Raw genomic sequence first — 20,427 nt, forward strand, 5'->3', positions numbered from 1 at the left:
TTTATTTTGTTAGTCCATCAATTAATTCAGAAACCAATTGCTTTTGTTCCTCAGACATTTCTTGACCCGCAATTTGAGAATAGAAATCTTTAAACATATCTAACTCCCCTTGCTTCAATGAATCTTGCTTTAACCCGCTTGAGTTAGTTTCGAGCATACCTGGTTTTTCTAAATGCAATACATTGGGGTATACGGCTCTCAATTTACCCATGGGATCCAAAATGGCATGTTTATCAGTCAGTCTTATCAGTAAGTAATCATCGCTGTTAGGATCTACTTTTCCTTGTTCTATAACCGTATCTAACTCATCCTCAATGATTCTCATATCTCTTAAAGGTTTCAACGGTAAATGGGCTTGCGAAACAAGCCCAGTTTTATCTACTTCAACAAGGGTGACGCCTTTTTTCTGGTTTTGTTCTGAAAAGCTATACTTCATAATTGAACCAGAATATCGAATATGCTCCATCCCTTTGTACTGAGGGCTATGAAGATGGCCTAAAGCAACATAATCAAATTCAACACAGGGTTGATAACTAACCCTATCTGCACCGCCTATTTGTAAAGGTCTTTCAGAGTCTGATTCAGCCGCACCATCAATGAAACAGTGGCTAATCAATACATTAACCTGCTGCTCAGACATTACATTTTTTATTTCATTAACTAAGTAGGAATGTGCATCATCAAAGCTTTTAACTTCAACGTCAAAAGTATCTCTAACCATTAATGGCTCACAGTAGGGGATACCATAAAAAGCAACTTCAACTCCCTTTACTTCAATAACAGAAGGCTCCAGTACATCATTCAAATTGCCAATAATATGCAAGCCGGACTCTTTCATTTGTTTAGCGCCGAACCTAACCCTCTCTGCGCTATCATGATTACCCGGTATCAAAATAATGGGAATGTTTAAATCCATACAAATTGACTTCAAAACATCATCTAGCAACTCAACAGCGTTAGCTGGAGGTAATGATCGGTCATAAATATCACCAGCAATCACTAAAGCATCAACATCTTCACTTTTTATATATTCAATCAACTGATTAAGTACGTGCTTTTGATCTTCAAGTAATGAAACGTTGTGGAATTGACGGCCAATATGCCAGTCAGAGGTATGTATAAATTTCATAAATTCCCTTTTTCTATTTTCGTCTGTGTTGCAAGGTTAACGATACAAACCTTCTAACTGAGGCAAGCCTAAAAAGTAAGATGGACTTGAGCTCTTATGCTCGCTTTTTGCATTTCTTCGCAGTGTCGTTTGAATTAAAATACAACATTGCTCTGCTCTAGTAATTCCAACATAGTGAAGGTTAGTATCCTCAGCTAAACTTGGGTAAGTGATATCGTCCCATGTAGCACCTTTCTGTTGATATGGGAAAGTCCACTCTTCCAAATCAATATGGAAAACAATTTTGAATTCTAATCCTTTGGATTTATGGAGTGTCATTAGCTGGACTTCATTTTCATCTACAGATTTAAACAACTTTACCAGTGAGTCATTGCACCATATAAGCCTTACAGCCTCGTTTTCTGCTTCGCATTCAACATATCCAATCAATTCCATTAGATAACTACAACGTTCGATGAAAGATTCTAGAGACTGCTCTGTTCTAATAGCTTTTAATTTTTTTCGTAAGCTCGCAATAATTGTCGATGGAAATTGGAAAAAGTACTTATCTATGATGTCTTGGGCTGTAGAAATGGATCCATGTTTATATGAAAGCAGATCTGAATATACATCAGCACACCCCGTGCCTAAGTCATTCAAAGGTGTGTCGGTATACAGCCGATAATTATGATCTAGTCCTAATGTAAATTCTTTTAATGAGATTTCTTTTTTAGCTAAAATAGCTACATCAGATGCTTTATCAATAGAACCGTCTTTCAGCCAATCTTTTATCCAAGGCGAAACGTGTGCTGCGGCATTTTTTAGGTTCCCAGTAATAACTCTGCGATACACCCGGTTATCATCTTTATGCTCTATTAACTTGTATTCAGGGTCCAGAACACGACATGCATAATTCACAATTGACGGATGGCATCTATGATTAAAGTCGAGTTCAAAGTGCTTAAAATTCAAATTATCCTCGGTTAAGGCTACTAAGAATTCAGGCTGACTTCCTCTAAAACGAAATATTGACTGATCAACGTCTCCAACTGCTGTTGCAATCAGTCCAAGCTCTTTAAGTTTAATAAACAGCTCATGTTGCGGCATTGAAGAATCCTGATATTCATCGATAAATACATGAGAATAACGGGCTTTTATATATCGTTGTGCCGAAATTGAATTATTGATTATCGCTAATGATAATGCAGAAAAACTATTCATCCACAGTATGTCAGCGTCATATAGAGTTTTAAAACCAGTATCGGCATTAAGGTCTACTAATGTTGGAGATTTGTATTCACTTGAAAAATAAAGTTTTTGATGTGAATCTAGCTTCTTTACTATAGTACAACTTGAAGGGTCTCCTCCCCATATTCTTCCTAAGAAAGGCAGTATCAATTCTTTCAAGCAAAAACTATCAATTGTGCCAAAAAAGCTACGTTTTGTGTTGTGAGCATTTTCATTACAACGCCTCTTTAGCTCTTCACTCGCTTTTTTAGTAAAAGTAATCGCAATTACACCTTTATGTGAAGGTAGTTCTGGCGTAATGCCTCGTATTTTTTCCTTCATAACAGTAGTTTTTCCGCTACCAGGGCAAGCTGTGACAACCATACTTTTTTCGTAATCGATAGCGGCTCGTTGTTGATATGTAGGTTTGAAATTACTCATGGTTATGAGTTTCTTAACGCTAATAGTGTATGTAAAGGCTTTGCTAGTTCACCTTGATTCAATTTCGGAAGATCAGCTACAACAGATTTAAGTAATTCTCTCATTCTTAAAGCTTTCTTTCCTTGGAGATAATCAATTGCCGATTTAGCAGTTGACTTCCCTAGTGCTGTTTTTATTTCTTCTTCTAATTCACTAACAAGATCGGTTTCTAGATCCACTTTGGATAAAAATATTCCTTTATCATTAAGCAATTCAGAAGCAGCTTGCCACTCACCATTAGCGACTGTTTCTTGTGCAAAGAACTCCGTATCACTATTATCGAGTTTTTCTTCCCCTACTATACTGAAACAACGGTTTATCCCTGCATATTGCCACTCATCTTTCCTAGGTACTTTTGATACATCATTATCAGTTCTCATAGTCCATGGGATCTGAAGTGCATCTAATATAGATATGAATGCTTTAAATGAAATACCATCAACGGAAAGAATCGACAGATTTTCATAATCAATATCAATACCTAATGCTTTAGACAATGATTGATAAAAGAGCATTTCAGATGGACCTTCTACTAAGAATATGCCGTCAGAAAAAAATGCTTCTGCTGGTAAAATACTCATTCTATAACTCATATCTTCCCAGCCTGCCTCAATACAATCTGAGCAACCTTCAGATGCAGCAACTGTTGCTGAACCTTGAGGCAATAACCTGATGATGGAGTCAGGTGAAAAATTAACGGTTATTTGTGGGGAATGAGAAGATATTATCGTTTGACCCGGTAGCTCATCAATTAAATACGACGCTAACTTTCTTTGCTGATGAGGATGTAAATGCGCTTCTGGCTCTTCAATAACATAGAATATTACTTCGTTTTCTAAATCATGCTCTTGTGCACTTTTAGCTTTCCATAGGGCAAGCAATATTTGATTATTTCTCCCATCTCCACCTAACATCACATTAGATCCGTTTGTATTAGCCCCAAGTTGTAGCTTTTCAATGAAGTCATTGACTTGAATAGCCCCTGTATCCAGTTGTACTTCATAGTCAGCATAGTGGTGAGCTAATTTTTTAAGTTCGTCATTCACTTCGTTAGTTGCTTTATCAACATAAACTAACTGAGATACTTTTTCATTAAGCTCTTCTAGATCCCCACTTATCTCAATCAATAGTTCATCGTCTTCCTCTTTCTCATCATTAGAAAGTGATTCTTGAGCAAGTCTAAGTAGCTGTCTTTTTTCTTTGCGGATAAATTTATCTAAATCTCGTTGTGACTGTATATACTTCAAGTGCATATGTTTAAGATAAAAACGACTAGAAACTTCCTGTAAGTCATCTAACGATGGTCCAATAAATAGTTGGTAATCTAAACTGCTTTTTTGAGCGACATATCTCAAAAAAGTTTCATTCTCTTCACTTACATTACCTTTAAGTACGGAGATGACCGCGTCTTCTTGGATATCAGAAAATTTAACAGTAATGATAATTTCATCATCAATTCCATCTTGGTTAATGTGAAAGTCTAATTCATTCGGCTCAATATCGGCTTCAGATAAACTTTTATCTAACAATATTCGTAAGCCATGAAGAAGGTTACTTTTTCCTACATCATTTGAACCGATGACTAATGTATTATCATTAAAATTAATTGACGCATCAGAAAAGTTTCTAAATCCCTTTAAATGCACATTACAAATTTTCAATTTATTTCCCTAGAGTGCTTGCTGGTTAATGCTAGTTTAATCATAGAGTTTAACTGGTACGTACTACCGCAATTCTATCTTCTGTGTCGTTGAGTTATATCGATAATTTACAATCTGCCCATTCACAATAAGCTCTATAGCAGTATTTATTTGCTCGATTGGTACACTAAACCACTCTCTCGGTTTGCACATATTGCCTTGTAAATCGGCTATTTCCACATCAATGCAAACATCTTTAAATACAGTATGAATAAGGTTCTCAAACTTCTGCGTGTTCATGTTGTAGCATTCATATTCAGCTACAACATTAACAGGTGCCATTAAGTACGTTGGTTCGTTTGCAGCATTCGCGATACGCTTGGCAACAGGTGTTGTTGCATAGCCAATTTTGTATAGGTTAGAAATTGAATTGATACGAGGATCTTCGCTTTGGCTTGATAAAATATAAATAAAACCTGCGGACTCATCATCTTCACCAACATTTTTAATATCAGCGAAGTGTTCGCCTTTTGGTGAAACCATTTTGCCATCAGCATATAGTGACTTAGCAATAGAGCGATAAAGCATGTTCGATTCTGTACCATTTTCAAATATACAGCGTGTTCTTCCATCCTTTCTGAAACGCTTTCCGTCTACCGTTTTTGCTTCACTAGTGATATCTATATGTTCGAGGTACATCAATACTCCACTTAACACATAATATTCACCAGCTTGAAGCTTTTCACCTTTATCATCAAACTCAATAATTTTACGCTGACCACTATTTAGTTCTTGCTGAACAACAGGGAAAAGATCTTTATATTTAGCAAAATCTTTACACGCCTTACGTCTTGCCACAAAATCACTGTCAGCACGTTTGTCGGTTTTCACATGTTTTATATTAAAAATGCTATCGTCAGTATCACCCAGTAAACCAAAGTCATCATCAGCGAATATGTCTTCCACTGAGTTAATTTCTTTTACCACAGGCTTTAGTTCAGGTTTCGGTTCTACTTTAAACCCTGCCGTTGGCTCAGCTACTTCATGCGTTAATGGCAATAAGTTAAATTCATCAAAATCAACCAATGCATGGCACTGGGTGTCATTACCTCTAATAGAATCTAACCGTTTAAATAACATTAGCTCACTAATGTTTGCCATATTGTTTTCAGGCAACCGACCATTCGCTTTATAGAAATCATTTATTTCTTGAAACTTAGCAACTAAGTGCTCATCAGCCGTTGGCGCTTTTGACTTCACTTTAACCGCTGTAAGCCCTAATTCATCATCGTCATTAATAAAGCTTAACCAGTCGTCCATTTCCATCGACTTTAATTTTTGCCATTCTTCATTTTTCATTACGCTTGCATCCTTTTGCGCTTTTCTTGTTTGATATAAATTAAGCACTCAGCCAAACGCTTTTCGGTAAAGTCAGACGCGTTTAAGTCAGGTTCTCGGCCATTTTCATGAACAAACAGCTTAACTTTAGGCCATAGCAATTTAGCTTCATCAAAGTCCATTTGAATGCGGGTGGTTTGAATCGATTCTTGAATAAGTTTAAGTACGTCAGTAGTTACTGATTTTGACAGTATCTCAAAGGCTTTTTGGAATGGATTAATTTCATCAATTAAATCAATACTCAATTCATCAATATTGATAAATTTATCAGCTAAGCGAACAAACTTTTTACCGCCTTGTTCACTCACCTCTGCTGTACTTACTGCTGAATCAACGACTACTTGTTGACGAACTTCTTCAAGTTCAGCTTCAGTTAAATCAGGATATTTACGTTGGATTATCTTAGGTATAAGTATTTTATTAACGACTTCTGGATCAACTTTACCCGCTGATGCCGCAATAACTTTATCATCTTGCAAAATAGCCGCTTTTAAATCAGCTAGGTCTGATTCAATAATGTCTTTAGTGCGCTTAGTGCTTGGCTCTTTAAAGCCGCCAATTTTCATTGTACCCGGTGGCGTTGGCTCAAAATCATCGTCTTTTTTAGCTTTAAATTTAAAGTTAGGGGCTAATACTTGCTCCATAAGCAGTGAACAAGTGATCGCTTTCAGCATGTTATTTACAGCAATGGTTACTTGGTCATTTTCTGCATCTGGCTGGGCAATTAGGTTAGTAAATTGCGCATGATTTTTGTTTGAGCTATCACGGGTACAGCGACCAATTATTTGAATAATTTCAGTTAACGAGCTTCTATAACCCACGGTTAATGCATGCTCACAGTATTCCCAGTCAAAGCCTTCTTTTGCCATACCTAATGCGATGATCACATCCATATCATCTACATTTTTTATACTTCGTAGATAGTTTTGAATTATGTCACGGTCATTTTCTTCAACTAAATCAGCTACTTTTATTACTGTACCATCAGGTCGAGTAACAGGAATAACACCTGTAGCAGGATCACGTTTACCAGCTTCACCTAATACTTCTAAAATGGCATCTACTTCATCATATTTTTCTTTAGTTGATTCACCAGAATTAACATTAGGAATATGAATAATGGTTTTTTTGCCGTAGTTTTCTTCTGAGTTAAGTACTTCATGAATAACGTCGGTATATCTACCTTGGTAAAAATGATAACCAATACCGAGAGATTTTAAGTAGTTATAACCATTGAGTTGCTCGTAATAGTTGAATGATACTTTATCGAATTGTGCTTCAAGCTCAGGTGTTAATACAGGAACACTATCACCACGGAAGTATGAGCCTGTCATAGCAACAATATGGGCATTGCTGTTTTCCATAATCGAGCGTAAAACATCACCCAGTACATTCTCACCATCGGCTGACACATGATGAAATTCATCAATAGCAATTAGGCAATCGTTAAAAGCAGTATCTTCTATTTCTTGAAAGGCAAAACGTAGCGTAGCATGAGTACAAATAAGTACTTTATCGTCACCAGCCATAAAACGCTTAAACGCTTTAGTTTTGCTGGTTTCACCACCGGGCGTACAAAGGTTATTGTCGTTATCAACTTCCCAATCGCAAAAGAAGCCATATTTGCTTAATTCAGTAGTATCAAACGAGCCACCAATAGAGCGTTCTGGTACTGCAACAATAGCCTTTTTAACGCCTTGGTTATGCAGTTTGTCTAAGGCTAAAAACATTAATGCACGAGACTTACCGGATGCTGGAGGTGCTTTTAATAAAAGGTACTGGCTGTTTCTGCCTTCATATGCACGAGACTGCATGGCTCGCATGCCCATATCATTCGTGTTTGAACTCGCACCACTTTGGGCATATTTGAATTCCATTAAATTACGCATTTTGACCTCCTGTCATTTCTTTGTATTGCATTAATAATATTTCTAATCTTTTTTCATCATCTGCCAGCTTTTTACTTGTAAATAAACTTTCAAAAAACTCATCTAATGCACGATGAGCTTCCAATAAATCATCCGGCATTTGATCTCTTCTGTATAAATTACCAATTGTCGTATTTGAGTGATTTTCTCTAGCAGAAAGTATATTTACGGATAAATCAGCCAATATAGCTTTTTCATTCTGACTTAAACGTGGGCAAGGGAATGTGTTGTAACAGATCACATTGGAATACCTATAATCACTTTTTAATCTACCTGCTACAGACTTCACCCATATCATATGCATTTTTGAAGAAAGTACACCAAAAAGCCATAATTCAGGATCTAATATTACTTGAATTGAATTCATTGAAATGTATTCATTAGTAAAGAAACCACATTGCATATAATCTCGATTTTCTGAGCTTGTGCATGGTACAACCATCATTTGAGATTTTGCTATATGTCTATATCTAAATTGGTGTGATCTTTCCACTAAAGTTCTGGCAACTTCACCACCATTTTGTCGAAATTTTCTCACTCCTTCGACTCTATCGAAAATCAAAGGAATATTCATAGCTTCTTCTAAATCATTATCATCTATCCAAATGCACCAGCGTTTTATACCTTTTAAAAACTCTTCACCACCAATAGTAGGTCTGATGAACTTGTTCGCATTCGGATAACGATTAATAATTTCATCTTTTTCAGCTTCAGAAAGCTTCAAAAAACCTCCTTCAAGAGGCATATTTCCGTAAATCATCTCAGGTAAACCATTTAGAGGCTTCCTTGATTTACCTACAATCACCTTGCTTCCTGCATTTAAGTATGGGCCTATTGATGGTGTGGAATGTTTGTATTGATCAGTAAATATGTAGCAATCCTTAGATGTTTTTTGACGCAACCCAACAATAACACAAATCACAGCTGCCTTACCTTTTGCGGAGTTCTCCCACTTAAAAGACCTGTGACCGAATGAAATTTCAATGTTTTGATCGAATATATGCTGCCACAGCAATGATACTTGATCACCTTGGACTATTGAGTTAGTGGAAACGAAAGCGGCTTGTGAGTTAGTGTCTCGAATGAATGTGGAGGCCAAATAAAACCAGCATGAAATGTAGTCTAAGTTTTTATAATCTTTAGAGAAATGGAAAACTTTTTTCATCTCCTCTTTTTGTTGTTTGTTCTGTCTTTTGGCACCTAAATATGGTGGGTTACCTATGATAAATGTATCTGAGTTAGCTCCTTGTACATGGTCATGCCATGAAATTTCGGTCGCATTTCCTTGTAATATGCTCCCCCCTTGCCGAAGAGGTAAAGCAGGTTCACACTCACCAAACTCAGCTTTAAATTCCACATTCATTTGGTGCTCAGCAAGCCATAACGACAAAATGGCTACTTCATGAGCAAAATCATCTAACTCAATACCGTAAAATTGAGAAAGCTTAATACGTGAAAAGGATGAATCTAAACCAACATCACCAAATAGGTCGTCTTGGTTATCGTTTTGATCTAATTCTTGCAAACGCTTGATGATTTCCATTTCAAGCTTACGTAACTCTTTAAAGGCAATAATCAGAAAGTTGCCAGAGCCACAAGCTGGGTCAAATATTTTAATTTCGGCAATACGATCATGTAATTTTCGTAAGCGACTAGGTTTTAACTTCGCATCAATGTTGTCTTCAATATTTTCAAACTCAGCATAAAGCTCATCTAAAAATAGCGGTTCGATTACCTTCATGATGTTAGTGACCGAGGTATAGTGCATACCCATACCGCCACGTTGGTCAGGGTGAACTACCGCTTGGATCATCGAACCAAAAATATCAGGGTTAATATCAGACCAATCTAGCTCACTGCCACACTCAATGAGCATTTTGCGTGATTTAGTCGAAAACCTTGGGGAAGCTATGGTATTAGCAAATAAACCACCATTTACATACTCATATTGTGTAAGATAATCAGGTAACTCACCGCGATTTTCTTTATTTGTATTTAAAACTTCAAAGAGACGATTTAGGTAGTCATCAACATCAGAGCCATCAGTTTTAGTTTTTGACTCTAAGTTTTCACTAAACTGATTACGTGTGAAAATACCAGTATCTTCGGCAAAGAAACAAAATAGTAAACGGGTTAAAAATACGTTTAAGTTATGAAGTGCGTTGGTGTCGTCTTTGTTATCTTCACTGAAGTTATCGGCTTTGATTAAATCGAACAACTTAGCCATTTTTTCTGCCGCTTTAACATCAGCCGGGTTTTCACCTTGGTATACCGCTTTTTCCATTCCCGCCCAAGGTAAGAAGAAATCAAAATGTTTGCCCAGTTCGGTAAATTCAATATCTAAGGTATCGTGGGTACGAGTATCTAAGGCAACAAACTGATTAAAGTCAGTAGCAATAACAAAGCGAATTTTGTCACGAGCAACTGTTGGCTCTTTTTTCATGTTATCAATATCTGACAACACACAATTACTCTGACTTTGCTTAAAGTAAATATGGCGTTTAGCTCTTACTTCGCCATCAACTTTAGCTAAGTTACGCTCACCTGATTTAATACGGCCAATGGTCGTTTTACGATGACCGTAAGCCGCCATTAGTTGGTATATAAACTCATCCTTGTTAACTTGGTTAGCAATAATATCTGATGCTAACTTTTTAACGATTTCTTCTATTTGGGTAATATTCATTTAATAATCCATCAATATTTTATTTTTACAGTGGTAGCAAACATCAATCGCCCACACTGCATATTATTTATATAACCAATTAAGCCCAGCTTTGTTGAAATGACGAGCGTAAATTATTTATTAATTTGGGTGCAGTGCTATGGCATGTGACTCCAAAGAAAGTAGCTGCCCTTGTTGCTCCTACGTAAAGGTACTTATCGAATAGCTCTGGTATATTTTTAGCTAAAGTATCTGCACCTACAAAGAAAACAGCTTCAAATTCCAGACCTTTAATGTGCTGTACATCAAACACACGAACGTCGTTGCCTTCACCTAATGATTGGCCATCACTACAAGCTACAGCTCGAATATTTAAGTCTTCTAATTCTTCAGATAAAGCATCGGCCAATGGTTTCACCTCATCCTCATGATTTACCAGAATCGCGATACTAGGGAGTACATCTACTTCTTGCTCGACTTCAGAAATTCTGTCTTTTAACCAAGTAACTATTTGCGCGTTATCACCAGCATTTTCTAATAACACTGGCATTACGCCTTTGTGGTTTGAGTTTTTAGGAAGCTCTCCACTGTACTGAATGTCGCCTTCCATTTTTGTTAGTAGTTCTTTGGCAAAGTTATTAAGCAACTCACTTTGACGATAAACGATATTTATTGATTCAGTTGTTAGTTTTGAAGATATCCAACTAAGTTGCTCTGCGCTTTTAGTGCCTTCTGTTGTAATCCTTTGATTGAAGTCACCACAAGCAAAAAAAGAACCGATTGAAGGTGTAGTCAAAGCTTCCATACTTGCCAACTGAATAGGTGAGAAGTCTGTTGCCTCATCTACTAGTATTTGATTTTTAAACGTTTCATTGATTAAATTAAGTTGGACATAACCACCTTGATCTAATTTTTGTTGGATGAACCTTTCTTTAAGGAGCTCTCTTGCCATTTTTAAATTTGCTAAAATGAGAAGATCCAATTCTGACTGTTCAATATGACTTGGCTTTGCTGGTGAACTTTCAAACCATTTTTTAAACTGCTCTTCAGATTTACGAAATGCACGATAACTTTTAGCTATGTTTTTTACATATTTAACTTCTGGATTTTTAAATTTTCTTAGTTCACGCATTTGAATGGCTAGGCTACCTAAACCTTTCAGCTTTTCAATTTCGGGTAGTCTTTCATCTAGCCATTTTACAATTGCTGTTGATAAACTGTTTTTTGGTAGACTACGTTTCAAGTATTTAGCACGACCAAGTGCATTTATTGCCTTTTTATATTCACTAAATGCTTGTTGCTGCGGGGTAGCAATTTGATCTTCATCTTCGTCATCATCGTCTTCTTCTTCATCAATGACTTCCGGTAACTTACTTTTTTTCCATTCGTTTATAACTTTAATTAGTTCAGCAATAAAGTTTTTATTACTGTTAACTTGGTAAGTTAAAGTGCCTCTTAATTGTTTTTCTGAATCCGTTTTTATTTCTTTGATTAGGTTTTGTATTTTATCTTGGTATTGCTCAAGGCTTCGGTAAAAGCTTATTAAATTACTTTGCTGTAGGCTTTGCTTCAATGAAATTAGTGCTTTACTAATCTCTTTTAACGAAGGACCGTCAAGTATAATTAATTGGTCAATACTTGCTTTAAGCTCATTGACCATTGATAATTTATGAAAATCAATAAATGAATCATAAACGGCAGGTAAGTTTGAGTTTGCATATGAATTTAAGTGTCGCGTCGATTTTTTAATAAAGCCACTGCGACTACTTGATTGTAATATTGATAAAACATTCCTACCTAAATAACCACTGTAGTTTTCCCATGTTTTAATTTGCTCAGAAGATGCAGGGACTTGTTCTTTAGCAAAAGCTTCTTTTAAATAGTGCTTTAACAAATCTGTAGGGGTAAACATTAGCCAATTGGTTTTATGACCTGACTCACCACTATGAGAGTTTTTAATTTTTTGCTGCTCTGCTGGTTCTAGATATTCAATATTTAGCTTTTGCCCAAGGCGTTTAATTAACGTTGTAGTTTTACCTGTTCCGGGAGGCCCTAAAATAATTAACTGGCTATCAAGTGGCAAACGAAATATTTCAGATTGAAACTTATCGAGAATAGGTTGATCTCTTAGACTCATAGCCGATCTAACTTGATGCTTTACTCCCGTTTCAAAATCATTTGAAGCTTCACCACTGAGGAGTTCATCCAAAAATGACTCATCTGAAAGGTCTACTTCTTCTTGTTGAAATAGCTTCCTTAAAGATGGATCAATAGTAATAGTTTCTTCATCTTCAGGCGTGTAAACCGAAAATGATGAATCCCAGCCATGTTCGCCTTTTCTGGGCTTTAAAGTTAGTGTTTCTAGAACTTCAAGTACTCGTGATTGTCCACCAATATTGGCAGTATACTCATCACCTACTTGTAAAGACGCTAAGTGACCTAAAGGAGAGCCATAACTAGCTAGACTAGCATCACCTTCAAGAGGAATTGAGCTTTTTCGCGCAATATATAGGGTTTTAGTCTGCTCACCATCATCAAAAGTAACCCGTGCAATTGCAGGTTCGTCTTGAAGGCTTATATAGCCTTGCTGTATCGATTGAGCTATCTCACTCATATTATCAACAGCATGTGTATCATTAAAAGAGTTGATGCTTGCAAGTTGACCATGGCCATTCATCTTATTAGATTGCTCTGCTAGTTTTTTTTTGGCTGTTTGAGCAACTATTTCTAGTACACGAACCGCTTCAGAAGCAATAATTTTGATTTTTTCAGGCGTTTCCATTTAGTCTTTATCCTTTTGATATCCCGGCGCAAGTGCGAGATTTTCTGCACCATATAATGTTTGTATATTCTGTAAATAAAGTTGATATTCAGGGCCTGAAAGTGAGCCACTTTCAGAACAATCCACATTCCAACGTCTTAATAAATATCCTGCCATTGCGGCACGTACATTGACTTCTAATATGCCTTTTTCCATCCCAAAATCGAGCTTAATAGCGGTTGGGTGCTTAACGTTATTTGGATGCGGAATAATTTGTAATGGCACCATACGCATCCATTGATGATCTTCTAACTTATCTTCTTTAGAAGATGGTGTCTGTGCGAGAATTGTAACTTTGGTAATGCGCGTTAACACAAAGTCTCTAAATGACTTTGATTTGCGGTCATACGCTCTTAAATGCCATCGTAAGCCGTTATCTACAATTGAATGAGGCACAAGTTCTCTTGCACCCGAACCACTGCTTAAAGACGTGTAGATAACGCTAATAGGCTTATGGTTGATAATCGCTTGAGAGAGCTTAGCGATAATATCAATATCAGGTACGTTCAACGGGCTTGGTGATTCAATAGGGAATGAAGTATCGCCAATAGAATCAAAGCCATCGCTAATGTTGTTCGCTAACTTAATAAGCGTGCGGCGTGCATCATGTTTAAATATGGGTTTGAATTGCGTTGTGATGAAGTATTTTTTTTCTACATTGTCATACGCCATATTCTCAGGCGCATTGTCTTTGTAGAACTTTAAATCTCTGGTTGCAGCGGCAAGGCCTAATTCGAAATGACACACGATTTCACTGCGAGTTACCATCCCAGTAAAATAGAGCTTAAAGTCGATATAAGCTAAACGCTGCTTCTGTGCAAAACTAAATTCATCCATGCATTAAAATCATATTATTGAAGTAATATACCATCAGTGTGTATCTTTTTGATTCATACTTCAAGTGGTTTAGAGTAATGCTCTTTGGTTTTAATCTTCAGTGAATAACTCATCAATCGGAATTTCAAGGATTTGTGCAAAGCGCTTCACTTCTATATCGGTAACTCTTCTAACATTAGATTCTACTTTGGCTAATGTGCTTCGGGTTATTCCCCACTGCTGTACCTGACATTTAGCGACTAGAACCTCTTGTGTCCATGACTTATTCTCTCTAATTCGCTTTATATTCTTTCCGATAATATTCATAACATCATTTGCTCCGCATTCGGAGCTTGATTGTTACAAAAAACGCACTAGAACCGCTCCGATATCGGAGCGGTTAAATTAAATCAGAGGTTTTCTTGAAAATAGACGTTCTTATGGCAAAAATTATTAAAGCGCCAAATTTTGACACATACGCTGTGCCCCGCTTTTGCTAGATGGCCTGCCATTGGGTAACCCATTACGCCTAAACCTATAAATGCAATTTTTACTGACATAAAAATGACCTATTTAACTGATAACTTAGAAACATAAGCTCGATTATGTCAATCGGCCGCTAAAAAAGCGAATGAAAGTCTTTTAAAATTTCCCTCATACGGAAATTAGGTAGGTAATCTATGGATAGTATTTATCAATTTAACGCACCACTTTGTAATAACGATGATTTTTCTTTGAGTCAGCTAAAAGGAAAAACGGTTCTTATTGTTAATACCGCCAGTAAATGTCATTTTTCTGCGCAATTATGCGCGCTAGAAAAGCTATATCAACAATACAAAAACGATGGGTTTACTATTTTAGCCTTTCCGTGTAATCAATTTGATAAAAATGAGCCATTAGAGGGAATGGCCATTAAAGACTATTATCAAAAACATTTTTCAATTAATTTTGAGGTGTTTAATAAGGTCATGGTAAATGGCCCAGATACGCATCCACTGTTTAGTTATTTAAAGTCTCATACACGAGGTATTGCACAAAACCGAGCAATAAAATGGAACTTCACTAAGTTTTTAGTTAATGCACAAGGGCAGCTGGTTGCTCGCTATGCACCGCGAACTAAACCGGAGTCCTTACATAATGTAATAACAAGCTGCTTAGAATCAGTGCCCGTTATAAAACCGACGACCGCTCGTTTAGGAGTCCGTTCGGCTGTATTAAAATAATCCTGTCGTAATTAAAACAACAAGAGTGAAGCATCTATAGTAAGAATAGTTTATGGTAATAAAATAATTGATTACTTGGAGCTAGTTAATGGATATTGCTTTTTTTAGTGCTCAGAAATATGAGCGCCCTTTTTTTGAGCAAAGTTTAAATGGCTTTTCTAACATCACTATTACTTATTTTGAGCAAAGTTTATCGGCGCAGACGGCAATATTAGCTAAAAACTTTGACGCTGTGTGCGTATTTGTCAACGATTCTGTTGATAAAGCGGTAATTGAGCAACTTGCCACATTGGGTGTTAGCGCTATTTTATTACGCTGTGCGGGGTTTAATAACGTTGACTTGCCCGTTGCCAAACAGCATAACTTAAGCGTATTACGCGTACCCGCCTACAGCCCTGAGGCAGTAGCGGAGCATTGTGTTGCCCTTATGCTTACCCTCAGCCGTAAAACACACAAAGCTTATAACCGCGTACGCGAAGACAACTTTGATTTAAATGGCTTACTTGGGTTTAACTTACATAACAAGACCATAGGTATTATAGGCTGCGGTAAAATAGGCCAAGCATTGTGTAATATTTTAACCGGTTTTGGCGCTAACGTTTTAGTGTGCGACCCTTTTGCAAAACCAGGCAATTATACTATTACCGATTTAAACACCCTGCTTACACAAAGCGATATCATTTCTTTGCATTGTCCGCTAAACGAGCACACGCATCATTTAATCGATGACGCTGCATTTAATAAAATGAAAACCGGGGTCATGCTTATTAATACTTCTCGCGGTGCGCTGGTAAACAGCCAAGCCTGTATTAAAGCACTTAAATCACAAAAACTGGGGTATTTAGGGCTTGATGTGTACGAACAAGAATCAGAGCTGTTTTTTAAAAACCACAGTGAAGAAATAAATCAAGACGATATATTTTCTCGTTTAGTGAGTTTTAGAAACGTATTAATAACAGGGCATCAAGGCTTTTTTACTCAAGAAGCTCTAACCGAAATCGCTAATATAACATTACAAAATGCAAACGAGCTTGATCAAGGGCAAACGCTAACCAATCAAGTATTGTAATATCAAGTCATTTAAACTGTAAAAAGCGAACTTTCGGGTGACTCCCAATAGTTCGCTTTTTAAAAACGGCATTTTTAAATTCGCGTTTAAAAGTTTTTAACCAAACGCTACATTTACAAATACTAAGGTCATAAGTACAGGACACACAAAGCGAATATATTGTGCAAACCAATAGTGCGGCCCACTACTTGCCTTGTGCAGCTTATTACCACGTTGCCATAGCCAGCCTACCGTTATAAAGTAAAATAGCCCCATTAACGGCAATTGGTATTGGGTAAATACCATAATCACTAAACCAAACAACCAATCAAAGTTTAAAATAATGGTACTGGCACAAATAAGCACAACAGCACTGACTGCCCATGTTGCTTTGGTTCTATCTACATTGTGGTTTTCAACCAAAAATGCCACAGGGATCTCAGTTGACGAAATAGTTGAGGTAACTGAAGCTATCGACATCAATACAAAAAATAACAAGCCAACCAATAAACCAATTTCGCCCATGGTGCCAAATAGCTCAGGTAATATGGCAAAAATAAGTTGTCCCTCACCAATTAATTTACCGTTATTAAATACTTCAACGCCATTGTACTGGGCAACATAAATAGCCGGAATTATTAATAAGCCCGCCAAAAACGCCACGCTGGTGTCGAGTAAGGCAACACTTGCGGTTAATTTTGGTAAGTTAGCTCCGGGTTTTAAATATGAGCCGTAAATCATCATACAGCCTACCCCAAGCGACAACGAAAAAAACGCTTGCCCCATTGCGGCAATAATTAAATCAGGGTCGAGTATTTTGCTAAAGTCAGGCACTAAATAGGCAGCAAACCCTTCGCTTGCGCCATCTAACGTTGCAATATAAATAATAAGCCCAATGAGGAGAACAAGTAAAAGCGGCATTAAACGGCGTGACCAGGTTTCTATTCCCGACTTCACCCCTTTTAAAATAATACTGGCGGTTAGAATAAGCATAAGCGGCGTAAAAATAAAATTACGTAACATAGAGTCACTATGTAAAAACTCACTCAAGCTATGCAAGCCAAAAAAGCTACTTATAGGCTCTATAGCGTAGGAAAGCATCCAACCGGCCACAATTGAGTAAAAACTTAACATAACGATGGCACCGGCAAGGCCAATATAGCCTGCTGCGGCTCCCACTTTAGGGGCGTGATCTTGCCATGCTTGGCTTAGCGCTTTAACAGGGTTAGCTTGGGCTTTGTAACCTAAATACAGCTCGGTGTACAAAGCAGGTAACGCCAGCAAAAAAATAACGATAAAGTAAACCAGTAAAAATGCGCCGCCACCATGATTAGCAGCCTGCGTAGGAAAACCCCATATATTACCTAAGCCTACCGCTGCACCGGCTGCTGCCAATACAAAACCTAGTCGACTTTGAAAACCATCACGCACTTGTGCCATACACCTACAAATCTGTTATTATTTTAACGAATGCGAATTAAACCATATTTAAGAGCGACTGAGTAATAAAAATGTACTTAGCGCTCACAACAACTAACAACCGCTCACAAACTATCCAGCTTTGGGTAATAAATATGTAATCGGTCGTCATTTATAACGAGCAATGATGAGTGTAACTTACTTTGAAAACCAGCTAGCAGTCACGCCCGCTTTAGCAAATAACAGCCATTGCATTGCGTTGCTTAACGCGACCACCCTCAATGTGGGTGAATTTGATTTACCCCACTATTTAACCCCTTTTGAGCTCAATGTTATTAATCGGCGTAAAAACCCACAAGCTAAACAAGAATATTTAGCCACACGTTTAGTGCTTAAATACCTAGTAAAGACCACTTTTGCTGCTTATTCCTGCGTAAAATCGTGTGATATTAGTTCTGAATTTAACCCCGATAACAGTAAATTAGAATTACATATTAAAAATACAACAGGCGTGATCAGTTGCTGTATTTCTCATTCTCATGGTTTTGTAGGTGCAGCGTTAAATGTAGCATCAACTCAATTTGGCTTTGATATTGAAAAAATTAATTTAAAGCGCCCTTTTAATAAACTCGCTAAGCACTTTTACCACCCAGCCGAAGTGAGCTCAATAATCGATTCAGATAACATAACAACTCAAGCACATCATTTTTTTAGGATTTGGACATTAAAAGAAGCGCTGGCTAAAGCCACCAGCCGCCCCATTGCTCAATTATTAAGCCCTAATGTGTTTAACGAACTTAATAACACTCAGCTTACAGCTTGTAGCAATACCGTGGTTGGAGCACATAACGACATGTTTGATATTAGCGTTGTGGCAAAAAAAAGCACCGACTGGCGGTGCTCAATAATGACTATTAACGATTTACGCAGCGCAATCACTTTCTAGTAATCGGCTATGAATCGCTTGAACCACTGCATCTGACTCGCTTTGCTCAACTAAAAAGCACAAATTATGTTTACTTGCACCATGGCAAATGAGTCGAATATTAAAGTCACTTAATACTTTCATTAAATTCATTTCATGTTGGCGCAAAACAATTTCAGAGCCAATTAACGCTACCAGCGTTAAATTGTTTTCAACCGATACATGGCAAAATTCAGCGAGTTTATCTAAGCACTCTTGATCTAGCTCTGGGCGTGATGCATTAGGCGCATTATCAAGGGTAATTGCTACACTAATTTCAGAGGTGGTAACCAAGTCTACCGAAATATTACATTCACTTAAAATAGTAAATATACGGGCTAAAAAGCCACTGGCTAATAACATTTCTGGGCTTTTAAGAGTTAATAATATTTGGTTTTTACGTTGCGTGACCGCACGAATACCTGGTAGCTGCGATTTTTCACGTTCAATCCAAGTACCACCACGCTCTGGCTCTGTGCTTGAGCCAACAAACACATTTATATGGCTGCGACTGGCTGGCAAAATTGTAGCCGGATGCAGCACTTTAGCGCCAAAAGTGGCCATTTCTGCCGCTTCATCAAAGCTTAAACGCGCAATAGGAGTGGCTTTTACACACAAACGAGGATCGGTGCTAAAAATACCCACTACGTCAGTCCAAATATGCACACTTTTAGCGTTAATAGCCTCAGCAAGCAGTGCAGCGCTATAATCTGAGCCGCCTCTACCGAGCGTGGTCGTTAAATTGTTTGCATCGCTACCAATAAACCCTTGGGTCACAATAACGCTATCATCAAGCAGCGGAATTAAATGTGTTTTAGCGGCTTGCGCTGTGGCGGCCACATTTGGTGTTGCTTTACCAAATTGGCTATCGGTTTTAAGCACCTGGCGCACATCAAAACGAGTGGCTTTTAAACCCTTTAACCTTAGTACTTGAGTAAATAAGTACGACGATAAACGCTCGCCAAAGCTAAGTAGCTCATCGAACTGCTGCTCAGTATTGAGTGTTTGTGCCGCCAACGTTTGAAATGCATCAAGCGTTTGATTAAACCCAAGGGCTAAATCCTCATCTAACGACAGGTCATTTAAAATAGCCTGCTGAATCGCAAGGACACCATCAATATGCTGTTGGCGTTTAGCGGCTTCAATACCCGCTTTGCAAAGCTCCACTAAATGATTGGTCACTCCGGCACTGGCGCTCACTGCAACAATACGTACATTTTTATCGTTTATGATAATTTCGCTACAACGGCTCATCGCCTCAAAGTTAGCAACGCTAGTGCCACCAAATTTGGCAACAATGTAATCTGATTTTGTGCACTGTGAACTTTGTGGCACTGATTGGGTAGTCATTTCGTCTCCTTTCGCGGCATCCAAACCGCAATAAAACAAGAAGAACTTGGCAGGAAATAAAGATAAGAAAAATCTACTGCCAGAAGCTCTCCACCTAAATTGGTGACAGTTTTGAGGATTCAGCCCCATAAACCGAAAAACAATGGTAACGACCCATTATTTTCCTCGGCGAGTACTTCCCTCCTTAATGGTCGCAGGCTGTCGTTGCCTCACATTAAGTACCTAAGTATCGCACCTCTTCTGAATGTATTATTAACCTGTGGCTAATAAAACAAAACCGCACTAAGAGTGCGGCTTTGAAAGTTATCGTTTAGACGTCTAGCTGTCAAGTCGTTTTACT

At 37.6% G+C, this 20,427-nt stretch carries 14 protein-coding genes, 1 pseudogene and 1 riboswitch; of the genes and pseudogenes, 3 read left to right on the forward strand and 12 right to left on the reverse strand.

What is annotated here, in order from left to right:
- Position 1: 1 nt before the first annotated feature.
- The 10 genes and pseudogenes from AAEY57_RS02400 to AAEY57_RS02445 form a co-directional block, all read right to left on the reverse strand.
- Positions 2–1,129 (reverse strand): exonuclease SbcCD subunit D, encoded by a 1,128-nt coding sequence (locus AAEY57_RS02400; protein ID WP_350606104.1) that lies wholly within the window; start codon positions 1,127–1,129, stop codon positions 2–4.
- Between the two features lie 36 nt (positions 1,130–1,165).
- Positions 1,166–2,776 (reverse strand): UvrD-helicase domain-containing protein, encoded by a 1,611-nt coding sequence (locus tag AAEY57_RS02405; RefSeq protein ID WP_350606107.1) that lies wholly within the window; start codon positions 2,774–2,776, stop codon positions 1,166–1,168.
- A gap of 2 nt (positions 2,777–2,778) precedes the next feature.
- Positions 2,779–4,476: an ATP-dependent nuclease gene (locus AAEY57_RS02410; protein ID WP_138561123.1), complete on the reverse strand. Its 1,698-nt coding sequence runs from the start codon at positions 4,474–4,476 to the stop codon at positions 2,779–2,781.
- A gap of 63 nt (positions 4,477–4,539) precedes the next feature.
- Entirely contained in the window at positions 4,540–5,814 is a 1,275-nt protein-coding gene (locus tag AAEY57_RS02415) for a GIY-YIG nuclease family protein (protein WP_350606109.1), read from the reverse strand.
- Positions 5,814–7,742 (reverse strand): DEAD/DEAH box helicase, encoded by a 1,929-nt coding sequence (locus AAEY57_RS02420; RefSeq protein WP_350606112.1) that lies wholly within the window; start codon positions 7,740–7,742, stop codon positions 5,814–5,816. The genes AAEY57_RS02415 and AAEY57_RS02420 overlap by 1 nt, the downstream gene beginning before the upstream one ends.
- Positions 7,735–10,467 (reverse strand): DNA methyltransferase, encoded by a 2,733-nt coding sequence (locus tag AAEY57_RS02425; protein ID WP_350606115.1) that lies wholly within the window; start codon positions 10,465–10,467, stop codon positions 7,735–7,737. Before AAEY57_RS02425 ends, AAEY57_RS02420 begins: the two co-directional genes overlap by 8 nt.
- 79 nt (positions 10,468–10,546) lie before the next feature.
- A complete protein-coding gene (locus tag AAEY57_RS02430; protein WP_138563814.1) occupies positions 10,547–13,228 on the reverse strand; it encodes an ATP-binding domain-containing protein in 2,682 nt (893 codons plus the stop codon).
- Positions 13,229–14,104 (reverse strand): WYL domain-containing protein, encoded by an 876-nt coding sequence (locus AAEY57_RS02435; protein ID WP_138563812.1) that lies wholly within the window; start codon positions 14,102–14,104, stop codon positions 13,229–13,231.
- A gap of 90 nt (positions 14,105–14,194) precedes the next feature.
- Positions 14,195–14,410: a helix-turn-helix domain-containing protein gene (locus AAEY57_RS02440; RefSeq protein WP_350606119.1), complete on the reverse strand. Its 216-nt coding sequence runs from the start codon at positions 14,408–14,410 to the stop codon at positions 14,195–14,197.
- Between the two features lie 143 nt (positions 14,411–14,553).
- Positions 14,554–14,643, reverse strand: a pseudogene (locus AAEY57_RS02445) (NAD(P)-binding domain-containing protein); the annotation flags it as partial.
- A gap of 120 nt (positions 14,644–14,763) precedes the next feature.
- Between AAEY57_RS02445 and AAEY57_RS02450 the strand changes: the two are divergent.
- Both AAEY57_RS02450 and AAEY57_RS02455 read left to right on the forward strand, forming a co-directional pair.
- Positions 14,764–15,306 carry a glutathione peroxidase gene (locus AAEY57_RS02450; protein WP_013465134.1) on the forward strand — a complete coding sequence of 181 codons (543 nt, stop codon included), beginning with the start codon at positions 14,764–14,766 and terminating at the stop codon, positions 15,304–15,306.
- Positions 15,307–15,394: 88 nt separating this feature from the next.
- The gene (locus AAEY57_RS02455; RefSeq protein ID WP_350606121.1) at positions 15,395–16,375 is read left to right on the forward strand and encodes a 2-hydroxyacid dehydrogenase; all 981 of its coding nucleotides are present in this window, start codon (positions 15,395–15,397) and stop codon (positions 16,373–16,375) included.
- Positions 16,376–16,471: 96 nt separating this feature from the next.
- On the opposite strand, the gene AAEY57_RS02460 is transcribed toward AAEY57_RS02455, so the two are convergent.
- Positions 16,472–17,794, reverse strand: a complete 1,323-nt coding sequence (locus AAEY57_RS02460; protein WP_350606123.1) for a sodium-dependent transporter — start codon at positions 17,792–17,794, stop codon at positions 16,472–16,474.
- A gap of 166 nt (positions 17,795–17,960) precedes the next feature.
- Between AAEY57_RS02460 and AAEY57_RS02465 the strand changes: the two genes are divergently transcribed.
- The gene (locus AAEY57_RS02465) at positions 17,961–18,719 is read left to right on the forward strand and encodes a 4'-phosphopantetheinyl transferase family protein (RefSeq protein ID WP_350606160.1); all 759 of its coding nucleotides are present in this window, start codon (positions 17,961–17,963) and stop codon (positions 18,717–18,719) included.
- Here AAEY57_RS02465 and lysC read toward each other — a convergent pair.
- Positions 18,696–20,087: a lysine-sensitive aspartokinase 3 gene (gene lysC, locus AAEY57_RS02470; RefSeq protein ID WP_350606126.1), complete on the reverse strand. Its 1,392-nt coding sequence runs from the start codon at positions 20,085–20,087 to the stop codon at positions 18,696–18,698. The genes AAEY57_RS02465 and lysC overlap by 24 nt on opposite strands.
- Before the next feature lie 75 nt (positions 20,088–20,162).
- Positions 20,163–20,335: riboswitch (Lysine riboswitch) on the reverse strand.
- Positions 20,336–20,427: the final 92 nt, after the last annotated feature.

Origin of the sequence: Pseudoalteromonas sp. MER144-MNA-CIBAN-0113 (assembly GCF_040308965.1) — a bacterium.
In the GTDB taxonomy this organism is placed as follows: Bacteria; Pseudomonadota; Gammaproteobacteria; order Enterobacterales; family Alteromonadaceae; genus Pseudoalteromonas; species Pseudoalteromonas tetraodonis.